The following is a 14,017-nucleotide window of genomic DNA, read 5'->3' on the forward strand; positions in this document are numbered from 1 at the left end:
CTCAGCGGACCGCGTTCATGACGTCGACGACCGCGTCCAGCAGCAGGTCGACCTGGGCCTCGCGGTACCCGCCGCGGCGGGGATGGAACGCCACCGTGCGGACGTCGTCGACGCTCATCGGCTTGGTGCCGCGGAAGTACTTGGCGACCCGGTCGGCGAAGCGGTCGACCTCGCGCCGGTCGTACCCGGTGGTGAGGAGGCCCGCGCGGTCGAACCGCTCCCCCGACGGCCGGCTGACCCGGTCGAGGATCTCCTGCGCGGCACGACGGGCCTCCGCGTTCCAGGCCTCGGCACCCACGCGCGCGACCGTGCGGTCGCGCTCGCGCACGGCGAAGGCGTCCTCCAGGCGCTCGAGGACCCGGTCCACCGCGGCGGCCGAGTAGCCCCCGCGGCGCATGTCGAAGGACACCCGGCGGATGGCCTCCGAGGTCAGCGACCGGTCGGCCTCGTCGTCGTAGCAGCGGCGCGCGTCGCGCAGGAAGGAGTCGACCTGGTCCGGGTCGTAGCCGCGCTCGCGGCGGCCCGCGCTCGGGAAGGTGGTGGTCATCCGGGACATCCTACGAGGTACCGCCCGTGACGATGAGGAACAGCGCATAGGCCGCGGCAGCCGACGGCAGCACCGAGTCCAGCCGGTCCAGGAAGCCGCCGTGGCCGGGGAGCCAGGAGCTGATGTCCTTGACGCCGAGGTCGCGCTTCATCAACGACTCGGCGAGGTCGCCGAGCGTCGCGGTCACCACGATGACGAGCCCGAGCACGATCCCGAACCACCAGGCTTCGTGGATCATGAACACCGACAGGAGGATGCCCGCGATGACGGCGGCGGCGACCGCTCCGGCGAACCCCTCCCACGTCTTCTTCGGGCTGATGGTCGGCGCCATGGGGTGCTTGCCGAAGTTGAGGCCGGCGACGTAGGCCCCCGTGTCGCAGCAGACCACGAGGATGAGGAACGCCAGCGTCCACCACTCGCCGCCGTCACCCGCGGTGAGCAGCACCGCGAACGAGCCGAGGAGCCCCACGTAGGCGAGCAGGAAGACGCTCGAGCCGATGTCGCCCAGGAGCGCCCGGCGGGACGTGCGCCGGGCAGGCACCGCCTGCTCGACGACGCGCCAGATCGCGAGGAACGCCATGCCGCCGAGCAGCCCCAGCCACTGGCCGTCGGGCTGCCCGTAGTATGTGATCGGCACGAGCGCGACGACCGCGATGACGGACCCGACGCGCGGCACCCGGCGCCCCGCCTGGCGGAGCGCCGTGGCGAGCTCGTACGCGGTGAACGCCACGAGAGCGATCCCGATGAGCAGGAAGAGCTGCTTGACGACCACGAGGCTGACGAGCACGACGCCGCCGAGCAGGAGCCCGACCGACACCGCGAACAGCAGGTTGCGGCCGGTCCGCGCGTTGATGCGGTCGTTGGTCGCCTCGAGCGACGCACGGGTCGCCCGCACCTGGGCGGTGAGGTCGGCGCGCGTCGCCTGCACCTGCGCCTCGAACTCGGCGCGGGTCACGCGGCCGCGATGGCGGCGGATCCGCGAGCCTCCATCGGGACCCGCGGCGGGCGGCACGACGGGCGCCCGTCCGACGGGATCCTCGGGGCTGGCCACCTAGACCTCGAGGAGTTCGGTCTCTTTGCGCTTCAGCGCGTCGTCGACCTGGTCGGTGTGCGTCTTGGTGAGGGCCTCGAGCTCCTTCTCGCCGCGCGCGACCTCGTCGTCGCCGACCTCGCCCTTGAGCGCGTCCAGCTCGTCCTTCGAGCGACGGCGGACGTTGCGGACGCTGACGCGCCCCTCCTCGGCCTTGCCGCGGACGATCTTCACGAACTCCTTGCGGCGGTCCTCCGTGAGCTCGGGGAGCGTGAGGCGCACCATCTCGCCGTCGTTGCCGACGGTGGCGCTGAGGTTCGGGACGTTGACGAGGGCCTTCTCGATCTCCTTGAGGGCCGTCTTGTCGTAGGGCGTGACGATGAGCGTGCGCGCCTCGGGGTTGTTCATGCTCGCGAGCTGGCCGAGCGGCGTGGGGCTGCCGTAGTACTCGACCATGACCTTCTGGAAGAGGGCGGGGTTGGCACGGCCCGTGCGCACGGTGCCGAAGTCCTCCTTCACCGACTCGACGGCCTTGCCCATCCGGTCTCGGGCATCTGCGAGGACTTCGGCGACGGTCACGGGATCTCCTTCGGTAGCGCGGGCGCGATGGGCGCCCGATCGATCTTAACGCGGATGGGGAGGCGCTCCGCCCGCGGCGGCCCGTCCGGGCCCTCCGCGCGCCGAGCGCCGGACGTCAGTTGGAGACGATGGTCCCGATGCGCTCGCCCCGGATGGCGCGGGTGACGTTGCCCCCGGGCTCCATGCCGAAGACGACCATCTTCATGTCGTTGTCCATGCAGAGGCTGAAGGCGGTCGAGTCGACGACCTTGAGCCCGCGCTGCAGGGCGTCCTGGTAGGTGAGGGTGTCGAGCAGGGTGGCGGAGGAGTCCGTGCGGGGGTCCCCCGTGTAGACCCCGTCGACGCCGTTCTTCGCGACGAGGACCTCGGTGGCCGAGATCTCGAGGGCGCGCTGCGCGGCGACGGTGTCGGTCGAGAAGTACGGCAGGCCGGCGCCGGCGCCGAAGATGACGATGCGGCCCTTCTCCAGGTGGCGCACGGCGCGACGCGGGATGTAGGGTTCGGCGACCTGGGTCATCGAGATGGCGGACTGCACGCGCGTGGCGGCGCCCGCCTGCTCGAGGAAGTCCTGCAGGGCGAGGGCGTTCATCACGGTGCCGAGCATGCCCATGTAGTCGGCGCGGCCGCGGTCCATGCCGCGCTGCGAGAGCTGCGCGCCGCGGAAGAAGTTGCCGCCGCCGACGACGATGGCGACCTCGACGGTCTTCGCCGCCTCCGCGATCTCGCGGGCCAGCGCGCTGACGACGTCCGGGTCCACGCCCATCTGGCCGCCGCCGAAGGACTCCCCCGAGAGCTTCAGGAGGACGCGGCGGGTGGTGGTCTGATCGGTCATGGTGCTGTTCCCGTCCTTGCGTTCCGGTCGCCGGATCCGGCTCCGGTCCCAATGTACTGTGACGCCCCGCCGGCACCCGCGGCCGAACGCGCCGCCGGGTCGGCCCGGACATGGAGAAGGGAGCCCGGGTCGAAGACGACCCGGGCTCCCCGTGGTGGTGCTAGGCGCCGACCTTGAAGCGGGCGAAGCCCGTGACCGTGAGGCCCGCGGCCTCGACGACCTTCTTGACCGACTGCTTGTTGTCCTTCGCGTAGTCCTGCTCGAGGAGCGCGACCTGCTTGAAGTAGCCCGTGAGGCGACCCTCGATGATCTTCGGCAGGGCGGCCTCGGGCTTGCCCTCGTTGCGCGAGATCTCGGTGACGATCGCACGCTCGGCCTCGACCTTGTCGGTCGGGACGTCCTCGCGGGCGAGGTACTCCGGGTTCGCGAAGGCGATGTGCTGGGCGATGCTGCGCGCGGTCTCGGCGTCCGTGCCCGAGTAGTCGACGACGACGCCGACCTGGGGCGGGAGGTCCTTCGACGTGCGGTGGAGGTAGATCTCCTGGTGCTCGCCGGTGAGGCGCGCGACGCGGCGGAGGGCGATCCTCTCGCCGAGGATCGCAGCCTGGTCGCTGATCAGCTGGTCGACGGTCTGCTCGCCGGCGGGGGCCTGGAGCGCCTCCTCGACGGTGGACGCGCCGGCCGCGACGACGGCGGCGAGGACGGACTCGGACAGCGCGATGAACTTGTCGTTCTTGGCGACGAAGTCGGTCTCGCACGCGAGCTCGATGAGGGTGGCGGCGCCGTCCTTCTCGGACGCGGCGACGAGGCCCTCGGCGGTGGAGCGGTCGCCGCGCTTGGCGTTGCCCTTCTGGCCCTTGAGGCGAAGGATCTCGATGGCCTTCTCGATGTCGCCGTCGGCCTCGACCAGCGCGTTCTTGCTGTCCATCATGCCGGCGCCGAGGCGGTCGCGCAGCTCTTTGACGTCAGCGGCAGTGAAGTTCGCCATGCTCGTGGACTCCTTCTGTAGGTGATGATCCGGGATCGTCCCGGGGGTGAGTGCCCGACGGGCGGACGCGGTTCCCCGCGCCCGCCCGTCGGGATGGTGCGTGTGCTCGGACTACTCCGAGACAGGAGCCTTCTCGGCCTCGGTCGCCTCGGCCTCGATCTTCGCCTCGGCGGCCTCGTCGGACTCGGGGGCGTGCACGGGGGCGGGGACCTCGTCCTCGGACTTCGCCTCGTTCTTGGCGGAGACCTCGGCGTCGACATCGTTCTCCTCGACGGGGAGCGCGGCCTTCGCGGCGTCGCCCTGCTCGAGGAGCTCGCGCTCCCAGTCGGCCAGCGGCTCGGAGGGCGCGGAGCCCTCGGCGTCGGGCTTCTGGTGGCGCTGGATGAGGCCCTCGGCGGCGGCGTCGGCGATGATGCGCGTCAGCAGCGCGACGGAGCGGATCGCGTCGTCGTTGCCCGGGATCGGGTACTGGACCTCGTCCGGGTCGCAGTTGGTGTCGAGGATGCCGATGACGGGGATGCCGAGCTTGCGCGCCTCGTCGATGGCGAGGTGCTCCTTCTTGGTGTCCACGACCCACATCGCCGACGGCGTCTTGGTCAGGTTCCGGATGCCGCCGAGGCTCTTCTCCAGCTTGTCGCGCTCGCGACGCTGGATGAGGAGCTCCTTCTTCGTGAAGCCGCGCGTCGTGTCGTCGAAGTCGACGAGGTCGAGCTCCTTGAGGCGGTTGAGGCGCTTGTGCACGGTCTGGAAGTTGGTCAGCAGACCACCCAGCCAGCGCTGGTTCACGTAGGGCTGGCCGACGCGCTGCGCCTGCTCGGCGATGGACTCCTGCGCCTGCTTCTTGGTGCCGACGAAGAGGATGGTGCCGCCGTGGGCGACGGTCTCCTTGACGAAGTCGTAGGCCTTGTCGATGAGGGCCAGCGACTGCTGGAGGTCGATGATGTAGATGCCGGAGCGCTCGGTGAAGATGAAGCGCTTCATCTTCGGGTTCCAGCGCGTCTTCGGGTGACCGAAGTGGACGCCGCAGTCGAGCAGCTGGCGGATGGTGACGACGGCCATGGCCGTACTCCTGTTCCGGCGCGCGCTCGCGCGGCGCGCCTCGTCGGTTCGCTCGGCGGTCGGGACGACCGCTGATCCTGGTGCCCGGCACGCATCCGCTCCTCGGGCGACAGTGTTCATCGCCGTAGGGAGACCGAGTGGATGCGGAGGCCTGATGGGCACGCGTAGTCACCCGACCTGGATCGGGTGCTGGTCGATGGTACCACCCGACGGGCGGCCCGCCGGATCAGGCGCGCGCGGCGTCCTTGCGCTTCTTGGGCTTGTCGACGAACAGGGTCTCGGCCTCCTCGAGCGACATGCCGTTCGTCTCCGGGATCTTCATGAGGACGAACACGAACGACAGGGCGGCGAAGGCGGCGTACATGCCGTAGGTGAAGGGCAGCGAGAACGCGGAGAGCGCGGGGAACGAGACGGTGATGACGAAGTTCGCGATCCACTGGGCCATCGCGGCGACGCCGAGGGCCTTCGCGCGGATCCGGTTGGGGAATATCTCCCCGAGCAGCACCCAGACGAGCGGTCCCCAGGAGGCGCCGAAGCCGATGACGAAGACGTTGGCGGCGATGATCGCGATGACGCCGAACGGCTGCGGCAGCGAGACCTCGCCGCCCTCGGTGGAGGACTGGCTGAAGCAGATGGCCATGACGGCCAGGGACACGGCCATCGCGAGGGAGCCCGTCAGCAGGATCGGGCGGCGGCCGATGCGGTCGACCAGCGCGATGGCGATGAAGGTGACGGCGACGTTCGTGACGGCCGTGATGACGGAGGTGGTGAGCGACTGGGACTCGTCGAAGCCGACCGCCTGCCAGAGCGTCGTCGAGTAGTAGAAGATCACGTTGATGCCGACGAACTGCTGGAACACGGACAGGATGATGCCGATCCAGACGATGCCCTGGAGGCCGAGCTTGCTGCCGCGGAGGGTCCCGGTGCGCTTGGCGACGCGGTCCTCCTCGATCTGGCGCTCGAGGTCGCGGCTCGCGCGGTCGATGTCCTCCTGCTTCCACACGCTCGCGAGGATGGCCTGCGCCTCCTCCTTGCGGCCCTTCTCCACGAGGTAGCGCGGGGACTCCGGGAGGCGGAAGGCGAGGACGCCGTAGATCACCGCGGGGACGGCGCAGACGATGAGCATCCAGCGCCACGCCTCGAGGCCGAACCAGAAGTCCTCCGACGCGCCGCCCGCGGCGCCGGCGAAGACCGCGTCGGAGAGGAGAGCCGTGAAGATGCCGAGCGTGATCGCGAGCTGCTGCAGCGACGCGAGGCGGCCGCGGAGGAGCTTCGGCGAGATCTCCGCGATGTACGCGGGGGCGACGACCGACGCGATGCCGATGCCGAGGCCGCCGACGACGCGCCAGATGGTGAGGTCCCAGACGCTGAACGCGAAGCCGGAGCCGAACGCGCTGACGAAGAAGAGGACGGCGCCGACGATCATGGTCCACCGGCGTCCGAAGCGGTCCGCGATGCGACCGGCCAGGTAGGCGCCCAGCGCGCAGCCGAGCAGCGCGCTCGCCACCGCGAGGCCGATGAGCGTCTCGCTCAGCTCGAAGCGGCCCTGGATCGCGGAGACCGCGCCGTTGATGACCGAGGAGTCGAACCCGAAGAGGAAGCCCCCCACCGCGGCCGAGACGGCCAGCCCGATCGCGCGTCGCTGGAGCTTCTTCTCATCCCGGGGGGTCGTCGTCTCGTCCACAACGGACCACTCTGCCACTTCTGCGCGACCCGGGGGACCGCGGCGGAGGCCGCCGTCGAGGACGGCACCATGCCCGGCGGGCGACCGGGACGGATCGCCCCGGGACGGAGGCGCGGATGCACGGCGGGGATGCGGCACGGAGGGCGTGCGCGGTCGCGCTGGCGGCGGGGCTCGTGGTGGGAGGAGCGTCGCCCGGGTCGCTCCCCGGTGCGGGGACGGCGGCGGCGACCGTCGGTGCTGCGTCGTCGGGTGCTGCGGCGCCGGATCCTGCGGCGTCGGGTGCCGCAGCGCCGCCTGTCGTCGCTCCTCGGTGGAGGTGGCCCATCGATCCCCCGCACATAGTGACGCGCCCCTTCGAGGCTCCGACCACCGCGTACGGCCCGGGGCACCGCGGCATCGACATCGCCGTAGAACCGGGCGCCGAGGTGCGCGCTCCCGCGGACGGGACGGTGTCCTTCGCGGGCGTGGTCGTCGACCGGCCCGTCGTGAGCATCCGACACGCGGACGGACTCGTGTCGTCGGTCGAGCCGGTCGTCCCCGTGGTGTCCGCGGGCGACGCGGTGGTCGCCGGCCAGGTCGTCGGCACGGTCGCCGCGGAGCCGCGCCACGAACCCGACGGCGGGATCCACCTGGGGGCGCGGCTGCACGGCGAGTACGTGGATCCAGCCCTGCTGCTGGCCGCGCTGCGCCACGCGGTGCTGCTGCCGTTGGACCCCTGAGGGGCCCGGGGTCCGGGGTCCGGGGTCCGGGGTCCGGCACGGGTCAGGGCTCCGGGGTCCGGGGCCGAGCTGTCGGACGGCCCGGTCGACGGATCAGCCCGCGGCCGGAGGCCCGGACGGATGCGGCCGTCGTCGGCCGTCAGGCGCGCGGATGCGCACCCTCGTAGCTGCGGCGCAGCCGGTCGATGGAGACGTGCGTGTAGATCTGGGTCGTGCCGAGGCTCGCGTGGCCGAGCATCTCCTGCACGGTGCGAAGGTCCGCTCCCCCGTCCAGCAGGTGCGTGGCCGCCGTGTGGCGGAGCGCATGCGGACCCTGCGGCCCGGAGCCCGGGATGTCCGCGAGCAGGGACGCGACGAGCCCGTAGACCGCCCGCGAGCCGAGCCGCCCTCCGCGCGCGCCGAGGAACAGCGCCGTCCCCGTCCGGGCGGAGACCAGGCGCGGCCGACCGCGGGTCGCGTACGCGTCGAGGGCGTCGGCGGCGGGGACGCCGAACGGGACCACGCGCTCGCGGTCGCCCTTGCCGATCACGCGCACCGTGAGGCGCGAGGCGTCCACGTCGCCGAGCTGGAGTCCGGTGAGCTCCGACACCCGCAGCGCCGATGCGTACAGCAGTTCGATCACGGCGAGGTCGCGGAGGGCGGCGGGGTCGTCGTCCGCGACGCGCTCCGCCAGGCCGCCCAGCAGCGCGCTCATCTGCTCGCGGGCCAGCACGCGCGGCAGGTGCGATCCGGGGCGTGGGGCCTTGAGCCGCACGGCGGGATCGGCCTCGACCCGGCCCGAGCGCAGGAGCCATGCCCCGAAGCCGCGCGCGGCTGCGGAGCGCCGAGCCAACGTGGCGGGGGCGAGCCGCGCCTGGGATCCCCGCCACATCCAGTCGCGGAGCACCTCGAGATCGAGGCCCGCGGAGGTCGTGATGCCCGAGCGGGCGGCATGCGCGGCGAGGTCGCGCAGGTCGGACGAGTAGGCCCGCACCGTCTGCTCGGCGCTCCCCCGCTCCCGGCTCATGGAGGTCGCGAAGCCCGTGATGTCCGCCTCCAGCGGCGAGGCGTCCGGGGACCGGGGCGCCGACGAGGCGCGCTCGGCGTCGGCTGACGTCGTCGCACCCGCCGTCCGCATCGTGTCCATCCCGGAAGGCTACGGGTAGCGGATCGTCACGACGTCTCCCCCGCGGCGTGGCACGGGCGGGAGGACGGGACCGGAGGACGCCCCGCGCGATGGGGCGGCGCGGCACGCGGCGCTCACGCCTCGCCCGCAGCCGTCACCGGCCAGGTGCTCGTGCCGTGTCAGCGCGACGCGGGACGCCGCACCCAGCCGCCGTCCGGTCGCGCGACCGCGCCCTCGAGCTCGAGCAGTCCCAGCACGGACGAGGTCTCCGCGACGCCGAGCCCGGCGCGTGCCGCGACGTCCCCGGTGTCCCGCCCGCGCCGCACGGCCAGCGCGTCGAGCACGCGCGCGATGCGTGGATCTGCCTGGCCGGCCGTGCCTGCGCGGGCGGACGCGGTCGCGCTCCCGCCCGGCGCATCGCGCGCATCTTCGACAGGCTCCGGCCGGATGAGGCCGCCCCACGCGGGGACCAGGTCCATCACGTCGTCGGCGGAGGTGATGCACACCGCCCCCGACTCCCGCAGGAGCCGATGGCAGCCGGACGACGAGACGCTGGTCACGGGTCCGGGCACCGCGCCGAGGGGCCGCTCGAGGGCGAGCGCGTGGTTCGCGGTGTTCAGGGAGCCGCTGCGCGCTCCCGCCTCGACGACCACCGTGGCCGCGCTGACCGCTGCGATGAGGCGGTTCCGCAGCAGGAAAGATACGTTGCATACATGACGACCGTCGCGATCTACGCCCGCCAGTCCGAGGACGTGTCCGAGGGCATTGAGCGTCAGCTCGCGCGCTGCCGTGCGCTCATCCAAGCGCGGGGGTACGACCTCGTGCGCGAGTACCGCGACAACGACACCAGCGCAGCGAAGGAGCGGGGCGTCGGCACGGCGTGGGCCACGATGCTCGAGGAGCTCGCGAACGGGGTTGCCGAAGTGGTCGTCGCGGTTGACCTCGACCGGCTGCTCAGGGACACGCGTGATCTGTTCCGACTCATCGACGCCGGCGCGCGCGTGCTCACCGTGGACGGCGAGCTGGATCTCACGACGGCGGATGGCGAGTTCAGGGCAACGATGCTCGCCGGAATCGCTCGCTTCGAGATCCGTCGCAAGAGCGAGCGCCAGCTCCGGGCGAACCTCGATCGAGCAAGCCGCGGAGAACCGACGGCGGGCCGCCGTCGGTTCGGATACGAGACCGACGCGGTCACTCCCCGCGAGACCGAAGCCATCGTGGTACGGCGAATGTTCCAGCACGTCGCCGACGGCGGCTCCCTCCGCTCGCTTGCGCAGCAGCTCAATGACGAGGGCGTGGACCCGGCGCCCGGCCGCGCCGCGTGGCGCCCACTCCGCCTGCGGCACATCCTCACGAACCCGCACTACGCCGGCAGCGTCACCCACCTCGGCCGGGTCACCCCCTCCGATACGGTGACGCCGATCGTCACGCCGGAGCTCGCCGCCGAGGTGCAGGCGATCCTCGCCGATGCAGCGCGCCGGACCAGCCCGGGCCCCGGCCGGCGCTACCTCATGTCCGGGCTGGCGCGCTGCGGAGTCTGCGGCGCCGGCATGCACTTCATGCGCGACTACCGATGCAGCGCGTCGACGAGCCACCCGTCGATCACGCGCGACCGCCTCGAGGGGCGCGTCCGCGAGGAGATCGCCCGCGCGCTCCTCGGCGGCGGCTCGAGCCTCTTCCCCGCGCGCAGCGAGACGAGCACCTTCGCGGCCCTCATGGCCGAGCACCGCCGCAACTCGGACGCCGTCGCCGCGCTCCTCGCCGACCGCGACGAGGGCCTCGTACCGCCGGCTGCCGCGCGCTCGCGCCTGCTCGCACTGCGTGAGGAGCGTGAGGGCCTCGAGCGTCAGCTCGACGAGGCGCGAGTCTCGAAGAGCGCGGCGTCGGCGCTTGTGGACGCCGCGCAGACTCTCCTCGCCGAGCTTCCGGCCGAAGGCGCCCCGTACGACGACGTCGCAGCGGCGCTGCTCGCGCGTTTCGACGAGCTGGACCTCGACCGCCAGCGCGAGATCGTGTCGGCGCTCCTCTACGTGGAGGTGGCGCCGGGGCGCGACCCGCGCCGCGTGCGCGTCGAGCACCTGCTGGCGCCGGGCCTGAACCCGTGGGAGCACGTCGACGCCGACGACTGACGCCGGCGAGGGCGGTCCGCGGGGTGCGCGGGCACGGCCCGGAGGGCCTCTTCGGCGTGCTGAGCGTGCCGCAGCGTGGTAATTGGGGTGACGAAGTGACGAAACGAACGTCACTTCTACTTCCCCCCTCGAGAGAGAGAGCTCTCTACGAGGGAAGGGGAAGTGACGTTCGTTTCGTCATCTCGTCACTCTGAGGCCTTCCGAGGCCCTCCTCGTCACCTCCACGACACGCCCGAGCCGCACCCCTTCAAACCGTCTTCGCGCCAGTCCGCGCATTCATCCCGCGCACCGCGCGCACCGCGCACCGAATCCCGCCGTCTGGGCGGCCCGCCGCCTCGGCGAGCGCCGGCGATCCCGGATCCCTGGCGCTCTCTTCTAGTGAGGCCAGTAGTCCGCGCTCAGCGCGGCTCTGGATGGGCGTCAGGCGCCGCGCGCGATCCCAAGGATTCCGCGCGGCGTGCGCCTCTCCCCCTCGACCCGCGCCGGCCACGTGCCGGCGCCTCTCTCGTGCCCAATATCCGTCTCTGCTAGATCGGAGCCCCATGGCCCCCACCCACGCCCGCACGCGCGAGCACACCTGCGTCCAGTGCGGCCAGACCTTCGACGCCGTCCGCTTCGACGCGCGCATGTGCAGCGGCGCGTGCCGACAGGCCCGCTACCGCGAGCGCGACCGCGAGACCGTCCGCGATCTCACCGTCGCCGTCCGCGCACTCCAGCAGCACGCCTCCTGATCTCCCTTCTCCTCCGAGCCGTGACCGGCTCGGCCCGCCTCTACTGGAAGAACCCCTCATGACTGACACCAGCTACTCGAAGTACGCATACGCCTCGTCTGGCCCTGTGCCCGACTACCTCATCGACGCGACTCCCGGCGCTCCAGCGGCGCACGCAACTTTCGCGACCGCGCGCGACGCTCACCTCGCCGCCTCTGCCGTCAAGGGCGCCGCCGACAGCCGCTTCTCAAGGGCGAAGTACGAGGCCGAGCTCGGCATCGGCACGACGCAGACCCAGGACGACGCCCTCGTCGAGTCACGCACGGCGTCAACCGCTGCGGCGAGCGCCGAGCGCGACTTCAAGGCGGCGCAGGCGAAGCTCGAGGACCTCCTCAGCGGCAAGTCGCTGAGCGACAGCCAGCTCGCCGCGCGTCAGAGTGTCATCGCCGGCGTCGTCCTCGACACGCACGACGAGGCAGTCGACGCCCTCGCGGCCCTTCGCCAGGCGCTCACCGACCGACGACGAGCTCATCGCTACGACGGCGTCGGCGCCGGCAGCTACTCCCCCGAGGTCGAGCTCCTGCTCGAGTGCCGCCGCGCCGGCCTTGATGACGCGGCGACCGACGCGCGCTTCCGCGAGGCCGGCTACAACCCGCCCCGCGGCGGCCAGGTCACCGAGCGCATCGAGCATGGCGGCCGGAAGGACGTGACCCTCGACGAGGCCCTCGACGTCGTCGCTCGCAGCCTCGCCCAGATCCCGCTCCGCCAGCTGCGCGCCGTGCGCGACGGCGCCGCCCAGTGAAGCGCGAGGACCTCGAGGCCCTCGTCCGCGACGTCGTAGCGGCCTCACCCGAGGGGCCGCTCGAAGATCAGCACCCCGGCTTCCAGCGCATGGTCGCGAGGTGGGCTGCCGAGGAGTCCGAGCGGACCGGCCGAGAGGTCACACCCGAGGACTACTACGCCCGAGGACGTGCGGCACACGACGCCGAGGTCGGCACGCCCGAGGACGCCGAGGCGACTGATGCGATCGTCGCGGCAGCCCGACGTGGCTGACGCCGAGGCCACGCACGGCACCGTCGGCGACGGCGCGCAGCGCGTCCACTTCGTCGCAGCCGTCCTCGCCGACGGCACGCAGCGTGAGGGCGTCGGCGACCTCCTCCCCTGGGTTGACGCCGCCGACGTCCCCGCGCCGCGCGCTCCGGCGGCGCCGCAGCCACGTCGTCGAGCTCGCGGGTTCTGACCGACACCGAGCAGGGCGCCCCTCGCGGCGCTCTTCACAGGTGAGCGCGACCTCGACGAGGTCGCGCATGCACACGACTGGCGCCCGGGCGACACCCGCGCGCTGCCGCCCAGGAAGCGGCTCATCATGTTCCAGAGCATCCCCGAGGACCCTCGCACCCACAGCGACCCGCGAGCGTCGCTGACACCGACCGAGCTGGCTGCCGCCCGCGGCCGTGCAGCTGTGGCGGTCAACGGCCACCTCGTCGCCTTCACAGCGGACCCGCCCACCGGGCACCCGGGCAACGTGCCCCGGGGGCTCCTCTGGGGCGTGACGCTGAGCGAGTACAAGGCCCTCACTCCGCTCGGGCGCGCCGCCGCCCTGCGTGAGCGCGTCGAGATCCAGGAGGCCGAACGCATCCTCGAGCGGCGGCGCCCCGCAACCCTTGCTCCGGCGCCGAAGAGCCCTGCCGTCGATGAGCCTCCCGCGCGTGCGACCACGACACCCGCCGTTGTCCGCGGCGTGCGCTGGTTCGTGTCCTGCGCCCGTGGCTGCGGCACGATGGTGCCGACCAATGGCCCTAGGCCCGTGATCCGCAAGTGCGCCGGCGGCAGCTGCATCCCGAAGGCAGCGAAGAAGTGACCGCGCTCGACAGTCCCGCGGCTGCCGTCGCCGCAGCTGCGGCGGAGTACGACGACGGCGAGGGCCTGCTCACGGCCGCCGCGCTCGAGCGCCTCGCCGCGTGGCAGGCGACGGCCGGGAAGGCGTGTCTCCTCTGCGAGCGCACGCTCCCGGCCTCGGCGTACGGCGCCGACGGGCGCGCCGCTGACGGCCTCGAGACCCGATGCCGTGAGTGCCTGGCCCAGCGCCGCCGCGAGCAGCGCCGGGCGGTGGCCTCGTGAGCGGCCCGCTGGCGGGTACCCCCGTCCTCGAGCGCTTCGTGACAGCGGCCCTGTCGCTCGCTGCCGTGCGAGAGGGCGCCTCGGTCATCCAGTGGCAGGCCTCACCTCGCGTGCAGTCGGTGAACCTCGGCGTGCAGGTGTCGGGCATTCCGGACCCTGTCTTCGCGACGGTCGCGGACGAGCGCCGCCTCGCGCTTCGAGAGCAGATGGTCGAGAGCGACCGCCTGCTCGAGCAGGCAGTCGACCTCCTCGTCGCGTCGCGTCTCGTCCTGCGGGACGCGATGGGGCACGAGTACGAGGGCGAGTAGCCCGACGCCCTTCGAAGGGCTCCACGCTCGGATGCTTCGCCAACGCGGGCACCCCCACTCCGGCCGGTCGCCCCGCTGCGTCGCGGCCGGGGTGGGGCATACCCCTTAAAGGGGGCATCGCCCTCGCCCGAGACGGCATAGCGCCTCTCTGTGCGCGCAAGTCTGAGGGTTTGAACAAACAACGAGCATCTTTCCTCCTCTCGGCC

General features: G+C 72.3%; 18 protein-coding genes. 9 read left to right on the forward strand and 9 right to left on the reverse strand.

Annotated features, from left to right (window positions below; translation table 11 throughout):
* Position 1 precedes the first annotated feature (1 nt).
* The 7 genes from QFZ62_RS03505 to QFZ62_RS03535 form a co-directional block, all read right to left on the reverse strand.
* Entirely contained in the window at positions 2–547 is a 546-nt protein-coding gene (locus QFZ62_RS03505) for a DivIVA domain-containing protein (RefSeq protein ID WP_307501738.1), read from the reverse strand.
* Positions 548–557: 10 nt separating this feature from the next.
* The gene (locus QFZ62_RS03510; RefSeq protein ID WP_307501739.1) at positions 558–1,598 is read right to left on the reverse strand and encodes a phosphatidate cytidylyltransferase; all 1,041 of its coding nucleotides are present in this window, start codon (positions 1,596–1,598) and stop codon (positions 558–560) included.
* Positions 1,599–2,117 (reverse strand): ribosome recycling factor, encoded by a 519-nt coding sequence (gene frr / locus QFZ62_RS03515; protein ID WP_052129175.1) that lies wholly within the window; start codon positions 2,115–2,117, stop codon positions 1,599–1,601.
* Positions 2,118–2,271: 154 nt separating this feature from the next.
* Positions 2,272–2,988, reverse strand: a complete 717-nt coding sequence (gene pyrH / locus QFZ62_RS03520; protein ID WP_116055109.1) for a UMP kinase — start codon at positions 2,986–2,988, stop codon at positions 2,272–2,274.
* 160 nt (positions 2,989–3,148) lie between these two features.
* A complete protein-coding gene (gene tsf, locus QFZ62_RS03525) occupies positions 3,149–3,976 on the reverse strand; it encodes a translation elongation factor Ts (protein WP_307501744.1) in 828 nt (275 codons plus the stop codon).
* A gap of 111 nt (positions 3,977–4,087) precedes the next feature.
* Complete coding sequence (rpsB, locus tag QFZ62_RS03530; protein WP_307501747.1) at positions 4,088–5,035, reverse strand: 30S ribosomal protein S2; 948 nt, start codon at positions 5,033–5,035, stop codon at positions 4,088–4,090.
* A gap of 226 nt (positions 5,036–5,261) precedes the next feature.
* Entirely contained in the window at positions 5,262–6,719 is a 1,458-nt protein-coding gene (locus tag QFZ62_RS03535) for a sugar porter family MFS transporter (RefSeq protein WP_307501750.1), read from the reverse strand.
* Between the two features lie 341 nt (positions 6,720–7,060).
* Here QFZ62_RS03535 and QFZ62_RS03540 point away from each other — a divergent pair, with 341 nt between their 5' ends.
* On the forward strand, positions 7,061–7,438 hold the full coding sequence (locus tag QFZ62_RS03540) for a M23 family metallopeptidase (protein ID WP_307501753.1): 378 nt from the start codon (positions 7,061–7,063) through the stop codon (positions 7,436–7,438).
* 139 nt (positions 7,439–7,577) lie between these two features.
* On the opposite strand, the gene QFZ62_RS03545 is transcribed toward QFZ62_RS03540, so the two are convergent.
* Both QFZ62_RS03545 and QFZ62_RS03550 read right to left on the reverse strand, forming a co-directional pair.
* Positions 7,578–8,555 (reverse strand): tyrosine recombinase XerC, encoded by a 978-nt coding sequence (locus QFZ62_RS03545; protein WP_307507678.1) that lies wholly within the window; start codon positions 8,553–8,555, stop codon positions 7,578–7,580.
* 167 nt (positions 8,556–8,722) lie between these two features.
* On the reverse strand, positions 8,723–9,346 hold the full coding sequence (locus tag QFZ62_RS03550) for a DNA-processing protein DprA (RefSeq protein ID WP_307501756.1): 624 nt from the start codon (positions 9,344–9,346) through the stop codon (positions 8,723–8,725).
* Here QFZ62_RS03550 and QFZ62_RS03555 point away from each other — a divergent pair.
* The 8 genes from QFZ62_RS03555 (at position 9,257) to QFZ62_RS03590 (ending at position 13,811) form a co-directional block, all read left to right on the forward strand.
* Positions 9,257–10,672, forward strand: coding sequence for a recombinase family protein (locus QFZ62_RS03555; RefSeq protein WP_307501758.1), 1,416 nt, complete (start codon positions 9,257–9,259; stop codon positions 10,670–10,672). The two genes, QFZ62_RS03550 and QFZ62_RS03555, sit on opposite strands and share 90 nt — an antisense overlap.
* 542 nt (positions 10,673–11,214) lie before the next feature.
* A complete protein-coding gene (locus tag QFZ62_RS03560; RefSeq protein WP_307501761.1) occupies positions 11,215–11,403 on the forward strand; it encodes a hypothetical protein in 189 nt (62 codons plus the stop codon).
* A 58-nt stretch (positions 11,404–11,461) separates the two neighbouring features.
* Positions 11,462–12,184 carry a hypothetical protein gene (locus QFZ62_RS03565; protein WP_307501764.1) on the forward strand — a complete coding sequence of 241 codons (723 nt, stop codon included), beginning with the start codon at positions 11,462–11,464 and terminating at the stop codon, positions 12,182–12,184.
* Positions 12,181–12,435 (forward strand): hypothetical protein, encoded by a 255-nt coding sequence (locus tag QFZ62_RS03570; RefSeq protein ID WP_307501767.1) that lies wholly within the window; start codon positions 12,181–12,183, stop codon positions 12,433–12,435. Before QFZ62_RS03565 ends, QFZ62_RS03570 begins: the two co-directional genes overlap by 4 nt.
* Positions 12,428–12,622, forward strand: coding sequence for a hypothetical protein (locus QFZ62_RS03575; RefSeq protein ID WP_307501769.1), 195 nt, complete (start codon positions 12,428–12,430; stop codon positions 12,620–12,622). The genes QFZ62_RS03570 and QFZ62_RS03575 overlap by 8 nt, the downstream gene beginning before the upstream one ends.
* A gap of 126 nt (positions 12,623–12,748) precedes the next feature.
* On the forward strand, positions 12,749–13,243 hold the full coding sequence (locus QFZ62_RS03580) for a hypothetical protein (RefSeq protein ID WP_307501773.1): 495 nt from the start codon (positions 12,749–12,751) through the stop codon (positions 13,241–13,243).
* A complete protein-coding gene (locus QFZ62_RS03585; RefSeq protein WP_307501776.1) occupies positions 13,240–13,503 on the forward strand; it encodes a hypothetical protein in 264 nt (87 codons plus the stop codon). The genes QFZ62_RS03580 and QFZ62_RS03585 overlap by 4 nt, the downstream gene beginning before the upstream one ends.
* Positions 13,500–13,811, forward strand: coding sequence for a hypothetical protein (locus tag QFZ62_RS03590; RefSeq protein WP_307501779.1), 312 nt, complete (start codon positions 13,500–13,502; stop codon positions 13,809–13,811). The genes QFZ62_RS03585 and QFZ62_RS03590 overlap by 4 nt, the downstream gene beginning before the upstream one ends.
* Positions 13,812–14,017 lie beyond the last annotated feature (206 nt).

Origin of the sequence: Clavibacter sp. B3I6 (assembly GCF_030816895.1) — a bacterium.
Lineage (GTDB): Bacteria > Actinomycetota > Actinomycetes > Actinomycetales > Microbacteriaceae > Clavibacter.